The 25,332-nt window shown below is 36.9% G+C and carries 25 protein-coding genes, 1 pseudogene and 3 riboswitches; of the genes and pseudogenes, 21 read left to right on the top strand and 5 right to left on the bottom strand.

The features are described from left to right. Positions 1 to 115: pseudogene (locus tag EPJ89_RS04855) on the top strand (IS30 family transposase); the annotation flags it as partial. Positions 116 to 204: 89 nt separating this feature from the next. Here EPJ89_RS04855 and EPJ89_RS04850 read toward each other — a convergent pair. Next, positions 205 to 939 (bottom strand): amino acid ABC transporter ATP-binding protein, encoded by a 735-nt coding sequence (locus EPJ89_RS04850; RefSeq protein WP_125164479.1) that lies wholly within the window; start codon positions 937 to 939, stop codon positions 205 to 207. Between the two features lie 2 nt (positions 940 to 941). Beyond that, positions 942 to 2,555 carry an ABC transporter permease subunit gene (locus EPJ89_RS08880; RefSeq protein WP_200549129.1) on the bottom strand — a complete coding sequence of 538 codons (1,614 nt, stop codon included), beginning with the start codon at positions 2,553 to 2,555 and terminating at the stop codon, positions 942 to 944. Between the two features lie 61 nt (positions 2,556 to 2,616). Continuing rightward, positions 2,617 to 2,783, bottom strand: a riboswitch (Lysine riboswitch). Between the two features lie 100 nt (positions 2,784 to 2,883). On the opposite strand from EPJ89_RS08880, the gene truB reads away from it, so the two are divergent. The 20 genes from truB (at position 2,884) to EPJ89_RS04745 (ending at position 23,191) form a co-directional block, all read left to right on the top strand. Beyond that, complete coding sequence (gene truB / locus EPJ89_RS04840; protein WP_200549128.1) at positions 2,884 to 3,717, top strand: tRNA pseudouridine(55) synthase TruB; 834 nt, start codon at positions 2,884 to 2,886, stop codon at positions 3,715 to 3,717. Further along, positions 3,717 to 4,655, top strand: coding sequence for a bifunctional riboflavin kinase/FAD synthetase (locus tag EPJ89_RS04835; protein ID WP_161636429.1), 939 nt, complete (start codon positions 3,717 to 3,719; stop codon positions 4,653 to 4,655). Before truB ends, EPJ89_RS04835 begins: the two co-directional genes overlap by 1 nt. Continuing rightward, on the top strand, positions 4,639 to 5,934 hold the full coding sequence (locus EPJ89_RS04830) for an RsmF rRNA methyltransferase first C-terminal domain-containing protein (RefSeq protein ID WP_200549127.1): 1,296 nt from the start codon (positions 4,639 to 4,641) through the stop codon (positions 5,932 to 5,934). The genes EPJ89_RS04835 and EPJ89_RS04830 overlap by 17 nt, the downstream gene beginning before the upstream one ends. A gap of 15 nt (positions 5,935 to 5,949) precedes the next feature. Then, complete coding sequence (locus EPJ89_RS04825) at positions 5,950 to 6,468, top strand: DUF4303 domain-containing protein (RefSeq protein WP_125164484.1); 519 nt, start codon at positions 5,950 to 5,952, stop codon at positions 6,466 to 6,468. A 90-nt stretch (positions 6,469 to 6,558) separates the two neighbouring features. After that, positions 6,559 to 6,888, top strand: coding sequence for an Asp23/Gls24 family envelope stress response protein (locus EPJ89_RS04820; protein ID WP_003773701.1), 330 nt, complete (start codon positions 6,559 to 6,561; stop codon positions 6,886 to 6,888). Positions 6,889 to 6,932: 44 nt separating this feature from the next. Beyond that, entirely contained in the window at positions 6,933 to 7,331 is a 399-nt protein-coding gene (locus EPJ89_RS04815; RefSeq protein WP_228410241.1) for a transcription antitermination protein NusB, read from the top strand. After that, on the top strand, positions 7,328 to 8,818 hold the full coding sequence (xseA, locus tag EPJ89_RS04810) for an exodeoxyribonuclease VII large subunit (RefSeq protein ID WP_200549126.1): 1,491 nt from the start codon (positions 7,328 to 7,330) through the stop codon (positions 8,816 to 8,818). The genes EPJ89_RS04815 and xseA overlap by 4 nt, the downstream gene beginning before the upstream one ends. Next, positions 8,811 to 9,020, top strand: coding sequence for an exodeoxyribonuclease VII small subunit (gene xseB / locus EPJ89_RS04805; protein WP_123171450.1), 210 nt, complete (start codon positions 8,811 to 8,813; stop codon positions 9,018 to 9,020). The genes xseA and xseB overlap by 8 nt, the downstream gene beginning before the upstream one ends. Further along, positions 9,013 to 9,852 carry a polyprenyl synthetase family protein gene (locus EPJ89_RS04800; RefSeq protein WP_200549125.1) on the top strand — a complete coding sequence of 280 codons (840 nt, stop codon included), beginning with the start codon at positions 9,013 to 9,015 and terminating at the stop codon, positions 9,850 to 9,852. Before xseB ends, EPJ89_RS04800 begins: the two co-directional genes overlap by 8 nt. 12 nt (positions 9,853 to 9,864) lie before the next feature. After that, positions 9,865 to 11,643, top strand: coding sequence for a 1-deoxy-D-xylulose-5-phosphate synthase N-terminal domain-containing protein (locus tag EPJ89_RS04795; RefSeq protein ID WP_200549124.1), 1,779 nt, complete (start codon positions 9,865 to 9,867; stop codon positions 11,641 to 11,643). Between the two features lie 15 nt (positions 11,644 to 11,658). Next, positions 11,659 to 13,314, top strand: a complete 1,656-nt coding sequence (recN, locus tag EPJ89_RS04790) for a DNA repair protein RecN (RefSeq protein ID WP_200549123.1) — start codon at positions 11,659 to 11,661, stop codon at positions 13,312 to 13,314. Further along, entirely contained in the window at positions 13,302 to 14,483 is a 1,182-nt protein-coding gene (gene dinB / locus EPJ89_RS04785; RefSeq protein ID WP_161636436.1) for a DNA polymerase IV, read from the top strand. The genes recN and dinB overlap by 13 nt, the downstream gene beginning before the upstream one ends. After that, the gene (locus EPJ89_RS04780) at positions 14,464 to 15,378 is read left to right on the top strand and encodes a tyrosine-type recombinase/integrase (protein WP_161636437.1); all 915 of its coding nucleotides are present in this window, start codon (positions 14,464 to 14,466) and stop codon (positions 15,376 to 15,378) included. The genes dinB and EPJ89_RS04780 overlap by 20 nt, the downstream gene beginning before the upstream one ends. Then, positions 15,365 to 16,552, top strand: a complete 1,188-nt coding sequence (locus tag EPJ89_RS04775; protein WP_161636438.1) for a phosphopentomutase — start codon at positions 15,365 to 15,367, stop codon at positions 16,550 to 16,552. Before EPJ89_RS04780 ends, EPJ89_RS04775 begins: the two co-directional genes overlap by 14 nt. A 42-nt stretch (positions 16,553 to 16,594) precedes the next feature. Then, the gene (locus tag EPJ89_RS04770; RefSeq protein WP_200549121.1) at positions 16,595 to 17,506 is read left to right on the top strand and encodes a tetratricopeptide repeat protein; all 912 of its coding nucleotides are present in this window, start codon (positions 16,595 to 16,597) and stop codon (positions 17,504 to 17,506) included. 67 nt (positions 17,507 to 17,573) lie between these two features. Next, positions 17,574 to 17,676: riboswitch (purine riboswitch) on the top strand. A gap of 25 nt (positions 17,677 to 17,701) precedes the next feature. Continuing rightward, a riboswitch (purine riboswitch) is annotated at positions 17,702 to 17,799 on the top strand. Between the two features lie 50 nt (positions 17,800 to 17,849). Then, a complete protein-coding gene (locus EPJ89_RS04765; protein WP_200549119.1) occupies positions 17,850 to 18,683 on the top strand; it encodes an ABC transporter permease in 834 nt (277 codons plus the stop codon). Further along, entirely contained in the window at positions 18,676 to 19,458 is a 783-nt protein-coding gene (locus EPJ89_RS04760) for an ABC transporter permease (RefSeq protein ID WP_200549117.1), read from the top strand. The genes EPJ89_RS04765 and EPJ89_RS04760 overlap by 8 nt, the downstream gene beginning before the upstream one ends. Next, positions 19,458 to 20,462, top strand: a complete 1,005-nt coding sequence (locus EPJ89_RS04755) for an ABC transporter ATP-binding protein (RefSeq protein ID WP_161636442.1) — start codon at positions 19,458 to 19,460, stop codon at positions 20,460 to 20,462. Before EPJ89_RS04760 ends, EPJ89_RS04755 begins: the two co-directional genes overlap by 1 nt. A gap of 9 nt (positions 20,463 to 20,471) precedes the next feature. After that, positions 20,472 to 21,500, top strand: coding sequence for an ABC transporter substrate-binding protein (locus EPJ89_RS04750; protein ID WP_161636443.1), 1,029 nt, complete (start codon positions 20,472 to 20,474; stop codon positions 21,498 to 21,500). Beyond that, on the top strand, positions 21,500 to 23,191 hold the full coding sequence (locus tag EPJ89_RS04745; RefSeq protein ID WP_200549115.1) for an adenine deaminase C-terminal domain-containing protein: 1,692 nt from the start codon (positions 21,500 to 21,502) through the stop codon (positions 23,189 to 23,191). The genes EPJ89_RS04750 and EPJ89_RS04745 overlap by 1 nt, the downstream gene beginning before the upstream one ends. Positions 23,192 to 23,265: 74 nt before the next feature. Here EPJ89_RS04745 and EPJ89_RS04740 read toward each other — a convergent pair whose 3' ends face one another. From EPJ89_RS04740 to EPJ89_RS04730, 3 genes are read right to left on the bottom strand one after another with little or no spacing between them, the layout of a single operon-like run. Next, complete coding sequence (locus EPJ89_RS04740) at positions 23,266 to 23,583, bottom strand: DsrE family protein (RefSeq protein ID WP_161636445.1); 318 nt, start codon at positions 23,581 to 23,583, stop codon at positions 23,266 to 23,268. A 10-nt stretch (positions 23,584 to 23,593) separates the two neighbouring features. After that, the gene (locus EPJ89_RS04735; protein WP_200542420.1) at positions 23,594 to 23,959 is read right to left on the bottom strand and encodes a PaaI family thioesterase; all 366 of its coding nucleotides are present in this window, start codon (positions 23,957 to 23,959) and stop codon (positions 23,594 to 23,596) included. A gap of 12 nt (positions 23,960 to 23,971) precedes the next feature. After that, positions 23,972 to 25,330, bottom strand: coding sequence for a PFL family protein (locus EPJ89_RS04730; RefSeq protein ID WP_161636447.1), 1,359 nt, complete (start codon positions 25,328 to 25,330; stop codon positions 23,972 to 23,974). Positions 25,331 to 25,332: the final 2 nt, after the last annotated feature.

The following is a 25,332-nucleotide window of genomic DNA, read 5'->3' as shown; positions in this document are numbered from 1 at the left end:
ATATCTTGATGATATTTGCTTCAAAATTAACTCAATGCCGCGAAAAATATTTGACTTCAAAACGGCCTATGAGATAGACTTTAATAAAAGTAAAAGTGGTGCGGTTGAGATTTGATAAAAGAAAAAGGCTTGGACTATAAATCCAAGCTTTTTTTATGGGAGTATAAAAAAACGGCATTTACTTGCCGTTTTTTTGGGGTTTAATCATACTTTCATGAATCGCGTTAAGAACTGTTTCGTACGCTCCTCCTTAGGATTCAAGAATAATTCCTCAGGGGATCCTTCTTCCAAAATAATTCCGCTATCCATGAATAAGATGCGGTCACTGACTTCTCGAGCAAAATCCATTTCATGAGTAACAATAAACATGGTATAGCCTTCTTTGGCTAAGCTTTTAATCACTTCAAGTACATCTCCGACCATTTCAGGGTCTAGGGCTGATGTGGGCTCGTCTAAGAGGAGAAATTCGGGTTTCATACATAATGCACGCGCAATCGCAATACGCTGTTTTTGACCTCCAGAAAGCTGTTTAACGCTTTGGTCTTTAAACTCAACCATGCCAACGCGTTCAAGATTTTTAATGGCTTCTGCCTCTGCTTCTTTTGGATCCACTTTTAATACTTTAATCGGGGCAAGCGTACAATTTTCTAATACAGATTTATTGTTAAAAAGATTAAATGACTGAAAGATCATACCAACTTGTGAACGGTATTGATTAATATCCATTCCATGATCCGTTACATCTTCATTGTTAAACGTGATTGTTCCGTTGTCAAACGTTTCAAGAAGGTTAATACAACGTAAAAGTGTTGATTTACCACTACCACTTGAACCAATACACGAAACAACTTCACCTTTTTTTATTTCAAGATTGATGTCTTTCAAAACTTGCAATTCACCAAATGATTTATTTAAATGTGATATGGATAAGAAACTCATTGTTAATTACCTCCTTCTTTTTTATCGAATTGAACTTTATGGGTTACTGATGCAGGATAACTCCCTTTTGGTGCATCCATTCGTTTTTCAATCATATTTAAGATTTGAGTTGAGCATATTGTTAGGACAAGGTAGATAAGCGAAACAATAAAGAATGGCTCCATTTGTCGGTAATAGATACCGGTTAAACGGTTACCTTGGAAGAACAATTCTGATACTGTAATCACATTTAATACCGAAGAATCTTTAATATTTACAACAAATTCATTCCCAATTGCAGGGATTGCATTACGAATGGCTTGCGGTAAGATAACATAGCGTAATGTTTGTGCCTCAGTCATGCCAAGTGAACGTGCAGCTTCATTTTGCCCTTTATCAATCGCTTGAATTCCTGCACGAATGATTTCAGACATATAAGCAGAGGTATTAATCGAAATAATGATGATCCCTGCTGTAAGAGGGGAGATGGCAACTTCTAAACCACGTAAACCATAATAGATTAAGATTCCTTGAACCATCATTGGAGTTCCACGTAAATATTGAACATAGGCTGTGACAATAACATTCATTAAGCGTTTTAAAAGACGGGTAATCCCTTTATCGCGCTCGCTGATTTTAATTTGACGAAGCCCTGCAATAACAAGACCAATAATCAAACCGAATGTTGTCCCAGTCAAGGCAATTAAGAGGGTAATTCCCAATCCATTTAAAAATAATTTCCAGTTGTTTTGAATAAGGAATCCAACACCGGCAAAGAATCCAGATGGCATTAATTTAGTTTGGTCTTCACTCGAACTTGGTTGTCGCTTAATGGCTTCGGACATCATGGCGTCACGTTGTTCAGGTGATAGTTTACTTAATGCAGCGTTAACGTCATCAAGAAGCTTGTCATTACCTTTAGCAAGCCCAATTGAAACAGTTACTTCCTCTGCATCGACGATAAATCCGTTATTACCTTCAAACTCAACAATCGCTAAGTTTGGATTACTGCTTGTAATCGCAAGTGCAACGGGTTTTTCAGATACAAATGCATCAATGGCATTATTATTAACGGCGGTTGTTAAGAAAGGAAAGGACTCAAGGGGAACACCATGATTAACTGATGGAATTTGATCTACAAGCTGATCATGCATGGTTCCAATTTGTGCTGAAACATGCGCTCCGGAAAAATCGCTTAATGCGGTTGCATTTGCATAAGGACTGTCTTTTTTAGTAACTAAAACCATCTCACTTGTATAATAAACATCGGTGAAGTCAACTTCTTGACGACGTTCTTCTGTATTGGTCATCCCAGCAATAATGAGATCAATGTCTCCAACTTTTGCGGATTCCAATAGACCTTTAAATACTGCGTGTTCTTTGATTACAAGATTGCGATTGAGTTCGTTCGCGATGTGACGTGCCATTTGAACATCATAACCATCACAATAGCTATGTCCATCTGATAAAGGTTCTGTAAATTCAGTTTCTATCGACTGTGTCCAATTAAATGGGGCATAATTGCATTCCATTCCAACGACTAAATCATCCTGTCGCTGTGACGAGTTCGTACAACCGGTAATGGTTAGTAGAACGAAAAATATAAGTAATACTTTTTTCATGTTTTTGCTCTGCATAACATGTCTCCTCCTAAAATAAACAAAAAAAGACCCACGCTAGAGGTCCATATTGAAATAAGGATAGTCTAGCTCCACTTCACTAAGGAAGGAGTGTTATAGGTATTTCCTATAACCCCACAGTAAAAATTTGCGGTTTTTACCGTTCGGCGATGGTTGCCTTTTTGTATCTTCAAAGCCTGCAAGCTCCAATACATACTTATCTGCATCGCTACCTCTAATATTGTCTTTTAATAGACTTATCATATCACTCAGTGAAATTAAGTCAAGTTTGCTTTTGACTAATTGTGAAAAACCTATATAATTTATAGGTAGAAATGAGGTTCTTATGGACGGTATCTTATGTATTAATAAACCACAAGAAATGACATCATTTGATGTGGTAGCGAAAGTACGAAAATTATTAAAAGTTAAAGTAGGCCACAGCGGGACGTTGGACCCAATGGCTACCGGTGTTTTAGTGTTAGCCGTGAATCAAGCAACTAAAGCACTTCCTTATTTAGGGTTGAACGATAAAACGTATCGCGGTAAGTGTAAATTAGGATTACGAACATCGACTGGAGATGTTTGGGGAGATGTCGAAGAACATGCGGATATCCCTGAAGTTTCTGAAACAAACGTATTAGCATGTTTTGAAACGTTAACGGGACCTCAAACACAACGTGTTCCTAAAGTTTCAGCAAAAAAAATAAATGGAAAAAAATCATACGAGTATGTATTTAACGATGAAGAAGTGAAACAACTTTATACAGATATAACAATTTATAAATTAGAACTTATTGCCATTGAAGGGGATGAAATTGAGTTTAGAGCTTTTGTGTCCAGTGGTACATATATACGTACGCTTTGTGAAGATATCGGTGTTTTATTAGGGACTTTGGGAACGATGTCTGCTTTGGAACGTGAACAAGTCGGACCGTATAGACTTGAAGATGCTATAACATTAGAAGCATTAACACCCGAAGTTGAGTTGATATCGGTTAAAGATACAATTGCACTGCCTAAGATTGTTAATCCTCGCATGGAGGATTATGTTAAAAATGGAAAGAGACTTAAATTAGATATTGTTGAAGATCAAGTGCTTATCGATACAGGAGCATATTATGCTGTCTATGAGCGTGAACATGATACAACATTTAAATCAGTAAGAGGACTTTGGTAATGAAGCAAATTACAATACGAGACTATTTACAACTTCACCGTAATAACCATCAACTTGCAGCGTGTATTGGTTATTTTGATGGATTGCATCGAGGGCATCAAATATTAATTAATGAAGCAAAAAACATCGCACAACAATTCAATTATGAGACTGCGCTGATTACCTTCGATCCCGATCCATGGACCGTTCTTCATAATAAATCACATGTTAAACATTTAACACCGATCAAGGAAAAGGTACGTATTGCGGAATCATTAGGTATTGATTATCTGATTACGATAGAGTTTACAAAAGATTTATCAAAACTTTCACCCCTTGAATTTATTGAGAAAATTCTCGTTCCACTCAATGTTAAGACCTTAATTTGTGGTGCAGATTATAAATTTGGTTATCGTGGTGTGGGAACCGTTGAAGACTTAAATGAGATGGGTCACTATTACTTTGATACCCACGTTGTTCCATTGGACCATGTTAATGAGCAAAAAATTGGTACAACAGCCATAACGCAAGCAATTTTAAATGGTGATGTCGAACAAGCTAATGACTTATTAGGACGTTTGTATGCGATTAGTGGATTTGTAGTAGGCGGTCAACATCGTGGCCGTGAGATTGGCTTTCCAACGGCGAACATGGATGTTGTCGATGAATATGTAATACCGAAGCAAGGCGTTTATGCTGGGTTTGTAGAAGTTAAAGGGAAAACCTATCAATCTGTTATTAATATTGGTCATAATCCAACATTTAATACGACTGAACACCTATCCCTTGAGACTTATATTCTTGATTTTGATGAGGATATTTATGGTGAAGTGATCAAACAATCTTTTGTGAAGCGACTACGTGATGAATTAAAATTTGAATCAATTGATGCACTTGTGACACAAATGCATTGCGATGTAAAAGAAGCGAGATTAATTTTAGATGAAATTGACCGCTGATTATAAAGAGATGCTCATCGAATCTTTTGGTGAGGCACAGTTTCAAAAAATAATTGAAGCGTATCAGATGGATTCTGTACATGGTTTACGATTGAACCCTTTAAAGCCGTGTACCTTACCGTTTAGTGGAACCGAATCCTTAATCAATCACCAAATCCTTATTCCGGATGACTATGCGAAGACGGTAACACATCCACTAAGTCATGCCGGTTGTTATTACATTCAAGATCCAACCGCAACGACACCGGTTACAGCGCTTCATGTAGAACCTCATGATATTGTTTTAGATTTATGTGCAGCACCAGGAGGAAAAACGACGCAAATTCTCAGTACATTGACGACCGGATTTCTAATCAGTAATGAAATTGACTCAAAGCGCAATATCAAACTTCAGCACAATTACGATCGTTGGGGATCAGAGCGGGGTGTTGTGACCCAGATGGATACGGATGATCTTGTGCACATACTTGCGAATACATTTGATAAGGTTTTATTGGATGCGCCATGTAGTGGTGAAGGCCTCTATCGCCGTACCCCTGATTTTGCGCTTGAATATAAAAAAAGCGAAGCGTTACGTTTTAGCGTGCTACAAAAACATTTACTTGAGAATGCTTTTACCGCATGTATTGATGGTGGTGTTATCGTATATTCGACATGCACCTTGAATTTTCATGAAAACGAACATGTGATTCTTTCTTTTCTGGAAGAACATCCAGAATGTCGGTTAGAGGTTGTTGATCTTCCAGAAAAAAACGATGGTTATCTTGGTTTGGGAAATATGGTTTCGCGCTATTTTCCATCAAAAAATGGTGAAGGACATTTTATAGCTCGAATTCGAGTATCTAAATCCAATAAAGAACGTCATCAATTAAAGTTTGGGAAACATAAGCCCACACCCTTTGACTGCTTTGATCGAACCCTTGTCGGTAATATTAAAGAACGTGCTGGCAAGCTCTATGGGCTGAGACATCGAGGTTTTCTTGAAGAACCACTTCATATAACCCGAGATGGTGTTTTTATGGGGGAAATCAAGAAAAATCGAATTGAATACAGCCATACACTTGCGCAAGCGTTAAATTTTACCGATGCATTTGAACATCTTGAACTGGACCTAGAATCTGCATACCGCTACTTATACGGGCACCCTGTAAGGACACCGTTTAAAGGCATGCATTGTGTTACCTATAAAGGACATGTTCTGGGTTTTGTTAAAGGTGATGGTAAGAAAGGGAACAATCGTTATCCCAAGGGATTACGAAATAACTTTGAGTCTTATTAAGAGGAGGTGGGGAACATGGTTGTAAGTAAGCGAACAGCTATTACTAATATTAAAAAAGAAACGGCTTCATTTCTTGAAGAAAATATGAGACATTTTATCATTGATAATGCAGCCATGGAATTTTACGCAATGGCGATCGATGTAAATCCGCAAAACGGTATGTTAAGCATTTCGTTAAATACTGATTTTGATTTTAATAAAAAATTGCATCAATATCGCATTCAAAGTAATAACAACCGTTATAATGAACGTGAAGCCATTGAAACACTAAAATTCACAACCAATGAATGGCATTATCAAGCATTCGCATCATCTTGTCCCATTAGCCAAGAGCTCTACGATCACTATTTCAGACAAAATTTTGAAGCTTATCTTGAAATTATTACATCATGTTTAGTTGAATTTAAAACGACTGCAGTCTATGACGCAATTTCGAAATGTGATTGTTTTACAATTCTATGCAAAGCGGAAGAAGAACCTTATGCTATATCACTGGGACGCACCCAGCGCATAGAGGAGAAAATGTCGATTTAACACGGGTTCAGTGATAATTCGTAAACCTTTTGAGTTCTTTCTTTTGTTTAGATTTTTTTTCTGTTATAATTAGTTTAGTAGGTGATAAATATGTCAAATGAATATGTCTTAATTCAAAATGAGAAGACTGGTCTTGGTCAAATTGCAATTTCGAACAATGTTATTAATCATATTGTTCAGATTACAGTGAATGAAAATGATGCTATCTTTTTTGAAGATGGATCAGGAAAAAAATCATTGATCGTTTCAAACGAAAATGGTCACGTTAATGTAGACCTTAAAGTACGCGTTAAATATGGTAAAGATGTTGAACGTGTATGTCGTGCATTACAAAATGATTTGCAACGCAACATTGAATTGATGGTTGATTTCAGTAATACATCAATTAATATTAATGTTGTCGGATTTAAGTTTAATTAGAAGCAGGATTCTGCTTCTTTTACTGTGGAGGTTTTTTTATGGTAATGTCGCGATATAACGAACGACAAAATGCAATGTCAGCAATCTATATTCATCTCTTAAGAGAGCAAACTATGCAAGAAGTTCTTGAGGATAATCGTTTTGTTTCAGAAGTAGGGACGTTTATTCAAGATTTTAATTTGCAAGATGAGATGCTTCAAGTTGTGATGAATGTCGAAGCACGAAAAGATATTTATTCGCGAGCAATCGATCATTATTTAACGAAATGGCGTTTTGACCGTCTCGGTTTTATTGAACAAGCAATTCTTTTAATGGCTTGTGCTGAATTGGAACTCGGTTATCAAGATAAAGTTGTTATTGTTAATGAAGCGGTTAATCTCGCTAAAGATTTTTCAGATGAAGAGTCTTATAAATTAATTAATGGAGTCATTGATGCACTATGATAACTCAGGATGTAATTACGGTTACAGAATTTGTTCATGAATTAAAAGGTGTTATTGATCAACATCCTTCTTTTAAGAATGTCGCATTAGTCGGTGAGCTTTCGAATTTTAAAGCACATCATAGTGGGCATTTTTATTTTTCCCTAAAGGATGATAAAAGTAGAGTTACGTGCGCTATGTTCCGTCGCAGTGCAAGTAAAGTTTTATTTAAGCCAAAAGACGGTGATAAGGTTGTTATTTTTGGTCGCTGTGAAGTGTACACGGATACCGGTACGGTGCAAATTTATGCAGATCGTATGAATTTAGATGGTTTGGGTGATTTGTATATCCAGTTTGAGAAATTAAAAAAAGATTTTGAAAATCGAGGTTATTTTGATCCCAAGCATCGAAAGCCAATTCCTAAGTATCCTCAACGTATCGGCGTTATTGTAGGGGAGAACAGCGCCGCTTATGCCGATATATCCCGTACACTTCAAGAGCGTTGGCCACTGGCACAACAAATTGATCTCTTGGCTTATGTACAAGGGGAGCATGCCTCTAACAGTTTGGTTCAACAAATCAAAACAGCACATCTTCAAAATATCGATACCATCATTTTAGGTCGGGGTGGGGGATCGATTGAAGACCTATGGGCATTTAATACACCCGAAGTTGTTGAAGCAATCTTCTCTAGTGAAATTCCAATTATTTCAGGTATTGGTCATGAAAGTGATGTTACATTATCAGATTTTGTTGCAGATTATCGTGCTGCGACACCCACTGCTGCAGCCGTTGCTGCAACACCGAATTGGGTCGAGATGAACACCATGATTCGTGATTATAAAAACCAGTATTATCTTGCAGTTCGAAATAAGTATCTTAGACGGATGGGTGACTTTACATCCTTGATTCAAGGCAGTGCATTAAAAGATCCAATTCTTTTAGTCGAACGCAAACAACAAAAGTTAGATACGTTGACAGTCCGAATTACACATCAACAAACTTTATTTGATGAATCAAAGCGGATGCTTACACTGTTTACGAATCGAATGGAAAATTCGTTGCAGATAAAACAAAATAATTCAAACCATGCGATTAACCAGTTTATGAGTTTAAGTACCACTACAATTCAACAGAAATTGAATCAATCATTACAAAAGTTCAATATGATGGAAAATCGATATGTCTTCTATTCGCAATATATTGAACGTAACATTAAACAAAATCAGCTCATGATTCAACAATATAATGGTCGCTTTCAGTCACTTGTGGAGCGGGACTTAAACTTGAAAAAAGAGCGTTTAAACGATATACTTAAGTCACTTAAGTATCGTTCACCCTTGGAGGTAATTCAACGAAATCTTAACCAAGGGTATGTGATTCCACGTAAGAACGATACGCATGTTTTAAGTGTTGATGCACTGAATCTTAACGATCACATTCAGTTAGAATTTAAAGATGGATTTGTGGTGACACAGGTCATCAGTAAGGAGTCTAAAGATGAATAAAGATTTTAATTTTGAAATTGCAATGGCGCGTCTTGCGGAAATTGCAAATGAGTTGGAAAAAGACAGTCTTCCCTTGGATCAAGCAATTGTTCTCTTTGAAGAAGGTTTGAATTTATCCAAGCAATGTCAAGAACGTTTAAGCGGATATGAAAACCAAGTTAAAGCTTTAGTTCAAAAACATCAAGGGGAACAAAATGATTAAAGACATCGATAAACAATTATTAACAATTTTAGCGTATTACCCCGAGACCTCTGTTGTTAAAGAAGCCATGTCGTACTCACTAATGAGTGGAGGAAAGCGTTTAAGACCTCAACTCTTATTGGCCATGCTTCAAGATTTTGGTTGTGATTACCAAATTGGTCTATATCCTGCATGTGCACTTGAAATGGTTCATACCTATTCTTTAGTACACGATGATCTTCCTGCGATGGATGATGATGATATGCGACGTTTTAAACCAACCAATCACAAAGTGTTTGGTGAAGGTGTTGCAATTCTTGCAGGAGATGCACTTTTGACAGGGGCTTTTACAGCTTTGTCACAGGCGTCTTTAGATGCGGATGTTCTCGGAAAGTGTTTTGAAATTCTAGCGCGTAATGCTGGAAGTAATGGGATGATTTTAGGTCAAGAATTGGATATCGATGATCAAATCCAGCATATTGATGATCTCGTTGCGTGCTACAATCTTAAAACCGGTTGCTTATTTGCAGCGGCATTTGAAATGGCAGCCGTAATTGCAGGGCAGGATGCGTACCAAAAATTAGCTCATGAGTTGGGCTTATCCTTGGGCGTTGCTTTTCAATTCCAAGATGATCTTCTTGAAGTTACAAAATCTTCAGAGGAAATCGGGAAGAGCAATCAAAGCGATGCAGAACGCGATAAAACAACTGTTGTGAGTTTATTGGGTCTTGAACAAGCTCGCACCTTAACGGAATCGTATTTTTCAAGTATTAAAGATTTATTAAGAAAAATGAATATTGAAAATGGAAATCTGAAACAGATTATTGATGAAATGATGAGTCGCGAATTATAGGAGGCACGTCTCTTGTTTGAACAATTTAGCAAATCGTATGATATTAAATCTTTAACCGTTGATGAATTAGAAAAACTCAGTGATGAAATCGCTGTTTTTCTTGCGTCTAAAACGCGATATGAAGTGGATACTATTATTGAAAATATCAATGTTCTTGAAACCACTCTTGCGCTCCATCATGTATTTGATCTGACTTGTGATAACGTAATTTTTGATGGTGGCAAGCAGGTAATGGTACATAAAATACTTACAGGCAGATCACAGGAGTTGATGCTTCGAAATTCAGGTTCGATGTACCTTGATGATCAAAATACGATGGATCGTTATAGTGGTGGAAAGCCAGGTGAAGGGTTGGGAGTTGCCTTGGCTTATGCTATTGAAAATCCGGATGTTCATAATGTAATTGTTCTGAATGACTACGCATTGAATTACGGTATTACGTACGAATCATTGGTTCAAATTAGTCGTTTTAAGCCAAATTTAACCATCATTTTAATTGATGAACAGCAGTCGCTTTTAAGACATTATACCTCGATGGATGCGTTAATTAAGTCAATTCGTATTAGCAAAACGTATACGGGTCTAAAAAAAGATGTTAAATCGATTTTAGATTCAAATCCAATCAGTAGACCCATACTTGCCACACTGACAAAGATAAGGGATGCAGTCAAAGAAACTGTCTTAGAACCAACTATTTTTAAGCAATTTGGGGTGGATTATCAAGGGCCAATCGATGGTCAAAATCTCAAGGAGTTAATCCGAGTATTTGAATTGTCAAAAAAATATAAAGGTCCGCATGTTATCCATGTGCAGACGCGTTTAAAAAATAAAAAACAACGGAAACTTGAATTTCCAACTTTTAAAACTGATCATGACCGTGCGGAAAATTATCATACTTATCTAGAAGCGATTGATTATCAACTAACAGATATTGCGCAAGATGACCCCGATTTATATGTGCTTTCGGATGCCTATAAACTTAAGGATTATTTGCCAACATTTGCGCTTACACGACCAGATCACTTTATGACGACGTCCGGATCAACACAAGCCTTAATCTCGATAGCACATGGACTTGTTCGTGAAGGAAAACATGTCCTTATATCAATTCATGCCTCCCAGCTTGAAGGTATTGTGATGCAACTACGTAATCAATTTTCAATCAAACAATGTCCCATTACAATTATTGTAAATGATTCTGGACTTAATCCAGAAGGTGATACGTATCGTCAAGGAATTTTTGATATAGGAATCTTTGCAAATCTTACACATTTTAAAGTGTATATGGGAAAATCAATTGTAGATACGATTTCAATTTTAGAACGGGTAATCCAAGAACCTCAAATTAGTGTGATCAGAATTCCGTCAGGTCTTGAGTATGTTGCCCCGAATACCGAATTAAAACCAGTAAAGGGATGGCATCTTGAACATGATTTTTCATTTGATAGCTCTGGGGTAATTCTTTCTTTTGGACCCTCTATTAATGCACTTAAACAACGAATTCAATCCAACGACTTGGATATAGGATTAATTAATTGTACTGAAATTATGTATGTGGATCCTACTCTATTAGAAGAAATAATTAGATGCAACCTTAAAATTGTAGTCTACGATGTTGAAAGTACGAAAAGCATTCTTTATCAGAATGTTCTTCAAAGCCTTTATCAGCGTGGTGCAAATAATGAGTGCATCGATTTACATGTTTCATGTATTCATTTAAATAAAACTTCAAAAGATGCGAAATCATCTCAAAAAATACATATTAATAATGTTTTTGATTATTTTCAGTAGTAAAGGAGGAATACCATGCTAACTCATTTGACGATTGACAATTTTGTACTGATTCACCATATTTCGGTGGATTTTTCAGATCATTTTAATGTTTTCACAGGTGAGACGGGAGCGGGTAAGTCTCTATTGGTCGATGCGTTAAATTTCGTTTCGGGACAACGAAGTAGCGCTTCGGTAGTTGGCAAAAATGGGAAAAGTGCTCGTGTCGAGGTCGCTTTTAATCTTGAAAAAGCACAGAATCTTACCAATAAACTTAAAGATTTTGATTTGTATGATGATGCGGATGAATATGCAGTCATTTCGAGAGAGATGAATTTGGAAGGACGCAGTATTTGTAGAATTAATCATCGTGTCGTTAACTTGTCGACGGTGAAGGCATGCTTGGATGGTGTTCTCGATATTCATTCACAGCATGAAACGCAATATCTTTTAAACCCGAAGAATCACTTGAAACTACTGGATGAGTTTGCTCAAAATGAAACAGTTCGTTCACAGTATCAAGAATTGTTTCATCTCTATCAAGCCACTGAAGCACGCTTAAACAATCTTGAAAACAGTAATATTAATCCCGATGAGATTGAATTCGCAAATTTTCAGCTTAATGAGATTAATGATCTCAATCCGAGTCTTGATGATTACCATCAAACAAAACAAGATTTAGAAATGTTGTCCAATTTTGAGAAAACAAAAACATTTACGAACGCATTAGAGGATATTTTGGATGGTGACGAGGGTGTTGTAGGGAAACTCTATGAGTTTTTAGATCGTATTGATGTCCTTCGAGATGAAACGCTTCAAGAGCGGTTTAAAAATGTTTATTTTGAAGCTGAAGATCTTCGAGATGAGTTGGTACGATATAACAGTGGTTTGGTTTTTGATGAGTATGAATTTAATCGTCTACAAGATCGTGTCTATCAATATGATCAATTAATTCGGAAATATGGTTCAATCGATGGTGTATTAAAAAAACAAGAAGCATTGATTCAACAGATTGAGCAAGCAGAACATTTTGATGATTTTAAGATTGATTTAGAGAATGAATTGAGAGCCGTACAGCTTCAATTGAGTGAAGCAGCGCAATATTTATCACAATCACGTTTTAAAGCTAAAGCGGATCTAGAAGCTGCAGTGATTGCACAACTTGATGATCTCTTGTTGGAAAATGCGCAATTTGTAATTGACCTTAAAAACTCAAGTTTAACGTTAGATGGTGCGGAGACTGCACATTTTCTTGTATCGATGAATAAAGGGATTCAACCTTCTCCATTAGAGCGTGTAGCAAGTGGTGGAGAACTTTCTCGCTTAATGTTGGGTTTAAAAACGATTTTCAGTTCAATTTATGGCGTATCTACACTTATTTTCGATGAAATCGATACGGGAGTTAGTGGTCGAGTTGCGCTCAAAATTGGTTCTAAAATGAGTAAAATTTCTCAAACATCTCAAGTTTTGACGATTTCGCATCTCGCTGCAGTTGCAGCTTGTGCAGATCATCATTTCTTGATTTCTAAAAATGAAGTCAATGATGAAATTGTCACGGATATTCAAGAAATTACTGAAGATGACCGGATTCATCAAATGGCACTCATCATGTCAGGAAATGTCACGGAAGCCGCTCTATATTCTGCCAAAGAACTTCTTAAAGAAGGGCAACACTTACGATGGCACAAGTAATCTTTCATATTGATATCAATGCGTTTTATGCCAGTGCTCATTTAATTGCGGATGCAAGTTTGTATGGAAAACCGGTAGTCGTATGCAGTAACCACAGAGGATCCGTGATTACAACTGCCTCTTATGAAGCACGTTCATTTGGAGTGAAATCGGCTATGCCGCTGGCTCATGCCAAGCGGTTATGTCCCAATTTAGTGGTTATTGAAGTAGATTTTGAACTCTATCAAGATTTATCGGTTAAGTTTATGAATCTTATCCGCAGTTATTCAAGCCTAATGCAACCCGCTAGTATCGATGAATGTTATGTTGATATGACGGAAGTAATTAAAAACTATGAGAAACCACTCGATCTTGCAGTTGAAATCCAACAAAAAGTTTGGGATGAATTAAAACTTCCGATTTCAATCGGCGTTGCACCCAATAAATTCTTAGCTAAAATGGCGAGTGATATGCAGAAGCCACGAGGCATCACGGTTTTAAGAATTCGCGAAGTGCCACAAAAATTGTGGCCTTTACCCATTGAACTCATGCATGGAATTGGGAATAAAACAGTTCCTCGATTAAAAAAAATAGGTATTGAATCCATTGGTGATCTTGCGAATCAGAATGCAGACCATTTAAAAAATATTTTGGGAATTAATGCTCACAATTTTGTTCAAAAAGCAAATGGATATGATCATTCAAAGATTGATACTGATGTAACGATGAAGTCAATTGGTCAATCAAAAACTTTTAAAGATGCTATGTCTGATCTCGATGAAATTCGAAATGCAATTTTAAACGAACTGGCTGAAGTTATCCGGCGTATGGAACTTCAAAATGTAGTAGGGAAGACCGTATCTTTTTCAATTCGACTTGATGATTTCAAAACCGCCACACGTTCATTTACATTTGATGAATACACAAGTGATCAAAATTTATTATTTGAGCGTTTGATGAGCTTGTACGATGAATTTGATGGTCTTGGCGGTGTATCATTTATTTCTGTCACCATGACCAATTTAATGCCCAAAGATGAAATCATAGAGCAACTGAATATTTTTGATGATTTGGAGGAAGTTACGGTCAATGACATTATTCATCGGTTAAATAAACAGCTCAATCAAAATCTTTTTAAAACGACTCGTTCAGTTTTAAAGGAGGCAGCTTATGAAAAGCCAAGCGAATGATTTTATACATTATCTTCAATATATTGATCCTAAAGCTGCTTTAACCGTCACGTCCTATCAAAATGATTTAAACCACTATATTGATTATCTAGAAAGCGACGGTTTGACATCTTTACAAGAGGTTGATGCGGAAATAATTCGAAAGTATATTGATCGTATTCACGATGACTATGCGGCTTCAACACTTCAGCATAAGATCGTCGTAATTCGGCAATTTCATCAATATCTACTCAATAGTGGTCAGCTTCACCATGATCCGACAGCTTTTATTTCGGTCAAAAATAAAGGTTCACGCATTCCACTCAGTGTATCGGAGGATGTAATCCGAAAGCTTTTTTCTTTTGATCGTGTTACCGGTAAAGATTATTTGGATTATGCGATTTTAATGCTCCTTTATCGATGTGGTCTACGTGTATCGGAGTGTGTTCATTTAGAGTTTTCACACGTTTATATTGACCAACAGTGGTTGCGAATTCTTGGGAAAGGGAACAAGGAGCGGATGATTCCCTTATCAGAAGATGCAATTGATAGTCTGAATGATTATCTGAATGACATTAGGCCGCAGTGGCTGATTCAATCATCAGATCGAATATTTATTAACGCAAAAGGCAAGGGAATCTCAAGACAATATATCGATTCTATGATAAAATCTAGATGTAAAGAAATGGGAATTACAACTCCGATTTCAGCGCATACTTTGCGACATAGTTTCGCAACAGCTATCTTAGACACAGGCGTAGACTTGCGTATTATTCAAGAACTCCTCGGTCATCAAGATATCTCAACAACCCAGATTTATACTCACGTAAATAAGAAGACATTGAAGCGAGAGTATGATCAGTATTTAAAAGGTGGTTTTTCGAATCAAGGAGGGAATAGAGATGAAGAAATTTGATCGAATTATTACAGTAGTAATGGACTCAGTTGGTGCCGGTGCAGCACATGATGCAGCGAAGTTTGGTGATGTTGGCACAGATACGTTAGGCCATATTGCAGAGGCAATGGATGGGCTTAACATGCCAAATTTAGAAAAACTTGGTCTTGGTAATTTACATAATATTAAAGGTGTATCTCAAGTTGAGGAACCTCAAGCATACTATACAAAAATGATTGAAGCTTCTAATGGTAAGGATACGATGACAGGACATTGGGAAATGATGGGTCTTTATATTGAAAATCCTTTTATCACGTTTACCGAGACAGGATTCCCTAAAGAACTCTTAGATGAGCTTGAAAAGCGTACCGGTTATGGCATTATTGGAAATAAGGCAGCAAGCGGAACTGAAATATTGGACGAGTTGGGTGAAGAGCACATGGCGACAAAGAAAATGATCGTCTATACTTCAGCGGATTCAGTGCTTCAAATTGCAGCACACGAAGAGGTGTTTGGTCTAGATGAACTTTATCGATGCTGTGAAATCGCCCGTGAGTTAACCATGAAAGATGAATGGAAAGTAGGTCGTGTTATTGCTCGCCCATTTGTTGGTGAGGGTAAAGGCGCATTTAAACGTACTTCAAACCGTCACGACTATGCTTTAAAACCATTTGGAAAAACGGCACTTGACTCGTTAAAAGAGAATGGTAATGATGTGATTAGTGTCGGAAAAATTGCAGATATTTTTGATGGAGAAGGTATTACCGAAGCTTATCGAACCAAGAGTAATGAGCACGGAATGGAAGAAACAATTCGTATTACTCGAGATCATAAGTTCAACGGATTTATGTTTGTGAATCTTGTAGATTTTGATGCAATGTATGGTCATCGTCGCGATCCAATTGGTTATGGAAAGGCTTTAGAAGCATTTGATGTTCAACTTGGAACGCTCCTTCAATATATTGGTGATCGTGATTTACTCATTATAACGGCTGATCACGGAAATGATCCAACGCACACAGGTTCAGACCATACTCGTGAAGAAGTACCTGTACTTTATTACTCACCATCTTTAGAAGGAAAAGGTCTCTTGAAAAAAAATAATACGTTCTCTGATTTAGGTGCAACAATCGTGGATAACTTTGATGCAAAGCCGACTGAATATGGAACGTCGGTTCTTGAACAGTTAAAATAATTTAAGCACCAGATTTCTGGTGCTTTTCTAAAAGGAGGATCTATGAATTTTATAGAATTTTGTGATGCGGTTCGTGTTATAAAAGGTTATGTACTCTACGATCCACTTCAAAATTTACGCGAACAAGCCTATAATCCCGATTCGGTTGTAACGCTTATTCGGGAAGGGGAACGTATTTTCGTTGCGGATTTAAATGTAACCGAACGATATACCTTAAACTCTAACCTATCATACCTTTACCGCCTTAATCATCAGTATAAAGATGCGCTTTACTATACGGAAAAGTGTATTGATTATGCTTATGGGACGCCCCATAATGAAATTCAGCTCATGAATCTCATTGATAAGGCAATAATTTTAAAATGTTTGAAATATTATGAAATTGCGATTGAACTCTTTGATTCACTTGAAACCCATGAACATTTGGATGAAATTCCACATGTTTTAGATCGAATCTATCATGAACGGGGTAAGTGTTTGCTTGAAATGAATGAATTTACGCTCGCAGAGTCTTATTTTAAGAAAGCACTCGAGCTGCGTCTTTTATCTGAAAATGAAGACTTAATCAATGAGACTGAAGAGGCTTTAGAGTACACGCAAGCAATCGAATTCAAATTAATTAATGGTCATGAGTATCCCATTTATATGGATGATTTGGTCCTTGTGGATGCATACTATGTACCTAGGGATACTGTACAATCGTATATCAAAGACCGTGAATTTTTTGCGATGAAGGCTCAAGATGTTTTCGCTACATTTTGTGCACGCGTCGAACGGAAATGGGAGAATACCGAGGAGGGCGAAGCGATTGTTGGTTATGATGAGCATAACACGATTGTTGCTTTGGTCCATCTAAATCCAAAGGGGATTGAACAGATGCTTCATGCTTATCAAAATCATGATTTAGAGTCCTATTTATTGAAACTGAATCAACTCAGCAGACAAATACAATAACAAGATATCATAATCTTGTTTTTTTTATTTTTCAAAATTCACTTGATTAAATAAAGTGACATGCTATAATATCCATGTTTTTACGAATCGTATATCATCACTAATATGGAGTGATAGTTTCTAGCCGATACCAATGAAAAGATCGGACTACGATAGGAAAAGTTCTTTTTCCTATTGGTAAAAACTTTTTTTATATTAAAATAGAATCTTTTTTATCATATATGTGTCTAATAAGGGGACACGTTTCTACCTGATACCGTAAATATCAGACTATGATAGAAAGTGTTTTTTAGCTTTCTATCATTATGTTGATAGAAAGCTTTTATTTTGTTAGGAGGCGTTCATGAAACGTTTTAAAAATTCGGTGTATCTTTTTCCGGGATTATTACTCGTCGTTGTTTTTATGATAATTCCACTTGTGATTACCATTATGCCCACATTCATCAATAATGGTATTACATTTACAAACTATACATCTGTCCTTACGGATCCGTTTTATCAAAGTATTTTGATACGGACCATCCGTATTGGTTTGGTTACGACATTGATATGCCTTGTATTGGGATTTCCAACAGCCTATTTTATCGTAACCGGATCTGAATTGCGTCGGAAATTAACCATGGCACTCGTGTTATTTCCCTTATTTACAAACGCAGTAATTCGTGGGTTTGCCTGGATTACGATTCTCGGTAAGAACGGTTTTTTGAATCAAACACTCTTAAATTGTAATTTGATCCAAGAACCGATAGGATTTATGTATACAGAGTTTTCAATTATCATTGGATCTGTTTATTTATTTCTTCCCGTTATGGTTAATACGTTGGTCTCCGTTTTATCGAAGGTTGATGGGAAATTAGTCGAAGCCGCACAGACTTTAGGTGCGAAAAGTGGTGCAATATTTAAAGAAATTGTATTGCCACTCACATTCCCAGGAATTGTCTTGGGTTCGGTACTTGTTTTCACCGGAACAATAAGTGCCTATGTTACACCATCATTACTTGGTGGAAACAAGAATATGATGCTTTCTACGCTTTTGTATCAGCAGTCCAATGATCTCATGAATTGGCAATCGGCAAGTGTCTTCGCATTTATCATGATTCTTCTTTCTGCAGGCATTATGAAATTAATGACCTACTTAAGTCATAAAGTTGATCAAAGGGGGATGTCTCATGAATAAAAGTCGTTTTCTCGATTGCATTGCTTATCTTGCGATAAGTTTTATTGGAATTCCTTTGATAATCATCACGGTGACAGCTTTTGGAGAAGCTCCGATTATTCAATTTCCAATTCAAGGATTTACGTTAACTTGGTTCTCTAAAGTGTTTCAATCTCAAGTATTTATGGAAAGTTTTGTATTAAGTTTGAAAATATCTGTATTGGCTACGATTTTATGTATGGTGATTGCAATTCCAGCATCGTATGCACTCGTGGTGAATAAAGGGAAGTGGAGTGAGCGAATTAACTCAATTTTTCTCGCACCATCATTAATACCTTCAATTGTACTCGCTTATGCACTTTTTCAATACTTAGTGATTCAGCTTCATTTGAGTTTGAATATCGCTTTAATTATTGGTCATATGTTGATTGTATTTCCTTATACGATTCGAATAATTTGTGCCTCACTTCATGAATTTGACTTAAGCATTCATGAGGCAGCTGTTGTATTGGGCTGTGGTCAATTGGAAGGCTTTGTGAAAGTTGTACTTCCAAATAACAAAGATGCATTAGTATCGGCAAGCATCATGGGATTTATTAATTCGTTTAATAATTTACCCGTTTCGATGTTTCTAAAAGGTCCGGGAATGAATACATTACCTGGGGCGCTCATGAATCATATTGAGTATAATTTTGATCCAGTAGTGAGTGCATTATCTGTTATTCTTATGGCATTTACAATGGTACTGATGTTTGTCATGGACAAAGGATTGAGTAAAAAAGGAGCGAATGTTTAATGAATTTTGCGGTATTAGATCAAATTAGTGTTTCTTATGATGGCAAACACAATGTGCTTCAAGATTTAGATTTAGAGATAAGAGAAGGGGAACTTTTATCTCTACTTGGACCATCAGGGTGCGGTAAATCTACAACGTTACGTACCATTGCAGGATTTAATGCAATTCGGACGGGAACATTTTATGTAGAAGATAAAAGAATGAATGAGGTTAAAACAAATGAACGAGATTTTGGAATGGTGTTTCAAAGTTATGCGTTATTTCCTCATTTAAGCATTCGTGAAAATATTGCCTTTGGGTTAAAACAACGAAAGGTAAATCGTGGCATGATTGCAAGTGAGGTTGAAGGAATGGCCCGTATTTGCGGTTTAACAGAACTGCTCGATCGTTATCCAGGTCAATTATCCGGAGGCCAGCAACAGCGTGTTGCACTCGCCCGAGCCCTTGTTATTAAGCCGAAGTTATTACTGCTTGATGAGCCCTTGAGTAATCTTGATGCTCAACTTAGGATTCAAATGCGGGAGGAAATACGACGAATACAACAAGAACTGAAGATTACTACTGTATTTGTGACCCATGATCAAGATGAGTGTTTTGCGATAAGTGATCGTGTTGCAATTATGAATAACGGTAAAATTGAACAACTGGACACACCTGAAGTGATTTATTCAAGTCCTCAAACACATTATGTGGCGGAATTTGTTGGATTTGAAAACATAAAACCAATCGAAGATTTCAAGTTTTTAAATAATGGACAAGGTCTCATTGCTTCAAAAGATTATGCGTCGTCAAAATCGTTTGGTATTAGACCTTCAGACCTCATGCTCGGTTCGGGAATTAATGAAATGTCAGGACTCATTAGTTCTGTTGCATACCTAGGGAGTTGTTATCAATATCAATTAGAGACTGAATGTGGTGCATTTAAATTATGCACACAAGAAAAACTTCAGATTCATTCAGTCGTATCGTTTAGAATAGATCCAGAATCAATTGTCTTTATTTAGGAGGAAAATATGAAAAAGAAAATTGCATTAGCGCTTGTATTATTAATGGTAAGTGGATGTTCTCAAAAAAAAGAGACTCAAGAATTAGTTGTATCCTCATGGGGACTCAGTGAAGAAGTCTTAAGAAATGAGGTTTTTAAACCGTTTGAAGAAATGCATAATGTAAAGATTGTTTTAGACAGCGGTAGTACTTCAGAACGTTTTGCGAAATTCAGTAGTGGGGACAACAGTAACATTGATGTTATTGAGTTATCACAAAAAGCAGCAGATGATGGTTATCAAGCGGATTTATTTGAGAAAATAGACCTTAATAAATTGGAAAATGGATCAGCCCTCATTGATGCAGCTCAAGAAGTAACACGACGTGGTTATGGTGTACCTTATACAATAAATAGTATTGGTATCGTTTATAATACTGAAACTGTTAAGGAGCCAATCGCATCATGGAAAGACTTATGGCGTGAAGATCTTGTTGGAAAAGTAGCAATCCCTGAAATTGCTTCTACATTTGGTCCTGCAATGATTCAAATGGCAAATGATTACAGTGGAGGCGATTTAAGCAGTGATAACGGTGAGAGAGCATTTGAAGGGCTAGAAGCGTTGAAACCAAATATTAAAAAGACTTATAAAAAATCCTCAGATCTCTCTGTCATGATGAGTACTGGAGAAATCGATGTTGCTGTTGTGGGTGATTTTGGTTTTGATGTCATAAAGAAATCTGTACCAACGGCTGAACTTGTATTCCCAGAATCTGGTACCTATGCAAACTTTAATACCATTGAAATTAATAAGAACTCAAAAAATAAAGAGCTTGCCTACAAATTTGTTGATTGGCGTTTAAGTCAAGTGCTACAAGAGAAAACTGCTGCAACACTGAATGAGGCGCCTGTTAATAAAAATGTTGTGCTTAATGACGAGGTTGCATTAAACAAAACCTATGGACCTATCGCTGAAAATGCGAAAACACTAAATTACGAAGTAATGAATCCTCTAATGCCCGAGTGGATTGACCGTTACAATCGTTTGATGAACCAATAATGATTACAAAATTTACAGGTGCTTTCCTTTACAACACGGCACAACGACAATTTGAAAAAGGAGACTTCTACATTCAAGATTCAATGATTTACCATATTGGGGAGGCAAAAATCAATCCGGATCATGAAATTAATGTAGAAGGCAAATGGATTATTCCCGGTCTTATCGATATTCACATGCATATTGAAAGTTCCATGACAAATCCAAATGAGTTCTCAAACACCGTGCTTCCAATGGGTACAACGACTCTTGTAGCGGATGCACATGAAATTGGTAATGTGTTTGGAACCGAAGGGTTGATTGATTTTATGGACATCGATACGAACCTTGATATCTTTTATGCGATTCCTTCTTCCGTTCCATCCACAAACCCATTTCTAGAGACTACAGGTGGAATTATTGATGAATCAGCGATTAGAACGCTCTGTAAACACCCTAAAGTGATTGCATTGGGTGAGATTATGAATTTCAAAGATGTCATTTCTGATGAAGATACCATGACTCGTAGAATTATTGAAACGTTTAAAAAATGCAAACCTGGATCACCAATTGAAGGCCATATTCCAAGAATAACAGGGCTTGAATTATCACGTTTTATTCAGCGAGGGATTGGTTCAGATCATACATTGCAAACTCCAGAATCAATCCTTGAACGTACACGTATGGGCGTTTTAGTTCAAATGCAGGAAAAATCACTCAGTAGGGAAACAATCGCGACGCTTTGTGAGTATAAGCTCCACGGAAGCTTCTGTTTAGTAACCGATGATGTTATGCCCGATGACTTAATTCACAAAGGACATATGAACCATCTTATTCAATTGTGCATCAAATATGGGATGCGCGCAGAAGATGCAATTTATGCAGCAACGCTAGTCCCATCACAGCGGATGCAACTGAATGATCGAGGTGTTTTATCTCCTGGAAAACTGGCAGACTTTATAATCCTTGATGATTTAGATGCTTTTGCGATCCAATCCGTATATAAAAAAGGGATTAACGTCCAAAATCTTGAGTATGAACACTTTCTTTTCGATGATGACTCAATATTTAATACTATCAAGCGAAATCCGATTACTGAAGCAGATATTGTATCTTCAATTTCAAAAATTAAAGGTGACGAAGCAACAATAAGAATTATGCACCGTGAAGTTACCAATACATTTACCGAAGAACAAATTCAATCCATTCCTGTGAGGGAAGGGGTCTTACAGTGGCAGGATGCGGGACTCACAATGATTGCGGTAATTGAACGCTATGGACATCAAACTCCAATTGCAATTGGTTTTACCGATAATGGTTTTACAGAGAAGGGGGCAGTTGCTACTTCTTGGACCCATGATCATCACAACATACTCGTTATGGGAACGGATGTACAAGATATGGTCAATGCTGTAAATCACTTAATTGATAAGCAAGGTGGTATTGTTTCCATCATCAACAAGAACATTCATTTCGTTCCTTTATCGTATGGTGGCATTGTCTCTACACAATCAATGGAATCTCTCGCACTTGATGTATCACAGATAAGACATGACTTAAGAACATTGGGTTATGAGGCTCAAAATGAATTAATGAGCTTTTCGGTTTTAGGCTTAATCGTATCACCAAGCTTAAAAATATCCGATAAAGGTTATGTCGATGTGAGAACTCAAGAAATCAAGCCATTATTTATTAATCCAAATATTACATAATATACATTATACGAAGTTGTATATAAATAATAAAAAAAGACCGATATTAGTGTATTTGGTCTTTTTTTATGAAATTAAGGTTTAATATAGGCATAACCTTCGTGTTGTTTTTCAATGAGTTCATAAACGCCAGTAGAAACGATGCGTATGTCGTCCAGTAATTGATCAGAATCAATCTGATGTGCATTTAATGAATTTTGACATGCAACAACATCAATCTGCTGGTCTAATAACTGTTTAATTAAACTTTGATCGTCTGCTATTAAAATCTTAATGGCATCGCCATTGATTAACAGTTCTATTGTTTCAACGGGTTTTACGTTTAAATTTCGAATATTTGCGACACAGTGATTTAATCGATCAATTTGATTTAAATGAAAAATAACCTTCATAGGATACTCCTTAGTTTATATGGTACATCGTAAACGTACCGGTATCACACAATTCATCACTATCGTTATATATTTTGATATCAACAACACAGGTTTTACGGGTTCGACTTAATACCGTACCAATACATGTAATGGTCCCAGATTGAATTCCAGACATATAATTGATATTAGCATTCAATGTCACATAATTTTCACCACGACTGCTCGCGGTATAACCTGCTGTTGAATCTGCCAGACCAAAATAAAGACCACCATGAACATAACCATAATAATTCATAGAAGCTTCGGTGACATGAACGATGCACTTCGCATAATCTTCCTTAACTTCAACACATTCTATCTGATTCACAGACATAAAATCTAATTTTTGATTCATTATAAACTCCTACTAATTTTTAAAACTATGAATGGGTGCCGGAATACGTCCGCCTCGATTAATAAAGGATTCACAGCTAAAAGGATTTACCTTCATGATAGGAGCATAACCCAATAATCCACCAAATTCAACCGTTTCGCCTACCCCTTTTCCATAAGCAGGAATAATACGTACAGCAGTCGTTTTATTATTTATCATACCAATGGCTGCCTCATCACCAATAATACCTGAAATTGTCGTTGCAGGTGTATCTCCTGGAATCGCGACCATATCCAAACCAACAGAACAAACACAAGTCATTGCTTCAAGTTTTTCAAGTGTGAGTGCCCCCTTTTCAACGGCTGATATCATAACATGATCTTCACTAACGGGAATAAACGCTCCACTAAGTCCGCCGACGTACGAGGAAGCCATAACGCCACCCTTCTTCACATTATCATTGAGTAATGCTAATGCAAGCGTGGTTCCGGGCGCACCAGGCTCTTCAAGACCCATCTCTTGGAAAATTTCGCCAATACTGTCACCAATAGCTGGTGTAGGGGCTAACGAAAGATCGATAATACCAAAAGGATAACCGAGTCGTCTTGATGCCTCTTGAGCAATTAATTGGCCTACTCGTGTTATTTTAAAGGCGGTCTTTTTAATGGTCTCACAGAGTGTCTCAAAGTCTTGTCCATGTGCAGATTCAAGTGCACATTTTACGACTCCAGGACCGCTTACGCCCACATTAATAACTGTATCAGCTTCACCGACTCCGTGATATGCTCCTGCCATAAAAGGATTGTCCTCGACTGAATTACAGAATACAACAAGTTTCGCACATCCGATCGACTCACGCTCACCGGTAAGCTTCGCACAATCAAGAATTGTCTGACCAAGTTGTTTAACCACGTCCATATTGATACCACTTCTGCTTGTACCAACATTGACACTCGCACAGACGCGATCTGTTACCGCCAAGGCCTCTGGAATGCTTTGAATTAACACTTCATCCGCGGGCGTACACCCTTTTTGAACAAGTGCACTAAAACCACCAATAAAATCAACACCGACTTCTTTTGCCGCTTTATCAAGGATTTTCGCTGTTGATACAAAAGATGTCGCATTACATCCTGAAGCCGCAATCGCTATGGGTGTTATGGAAATCCGTTTATTAACAACTGGAATTCCGTATTCATGAGCAATCTCATCACCAATACGAACTAAGTCTTTAGCGCGCGATGTAATTTTATTATAAATTTTTTCATTGAAACGATCCAAATCAGAATCAGCGCAATCCAAAAGACTGATGCCCATGGTGATGGTACGAACATCTAAATTTTGATTGGCAATCATTGCTTGTGTTTCTTGAATTTCAAATTGATTAAGCATGG

The sequence above is a fragment of the Erysipelothrix sp. strain 2 (EsS2-6-Brazil) genome, assembly GCF_016617625.1.
In the GTDB taxonomy this organism is placed as follows: Bacteria; Bacillota_I; Bacilli_A; order Erysipelotrichales; family Erysipelotrichaceae; genus Erysipelothrix; species Erysipelothrix piscisicarius.
This window is presented reverse-complemented; position numbering and strand designations above follow the sequence as displayed.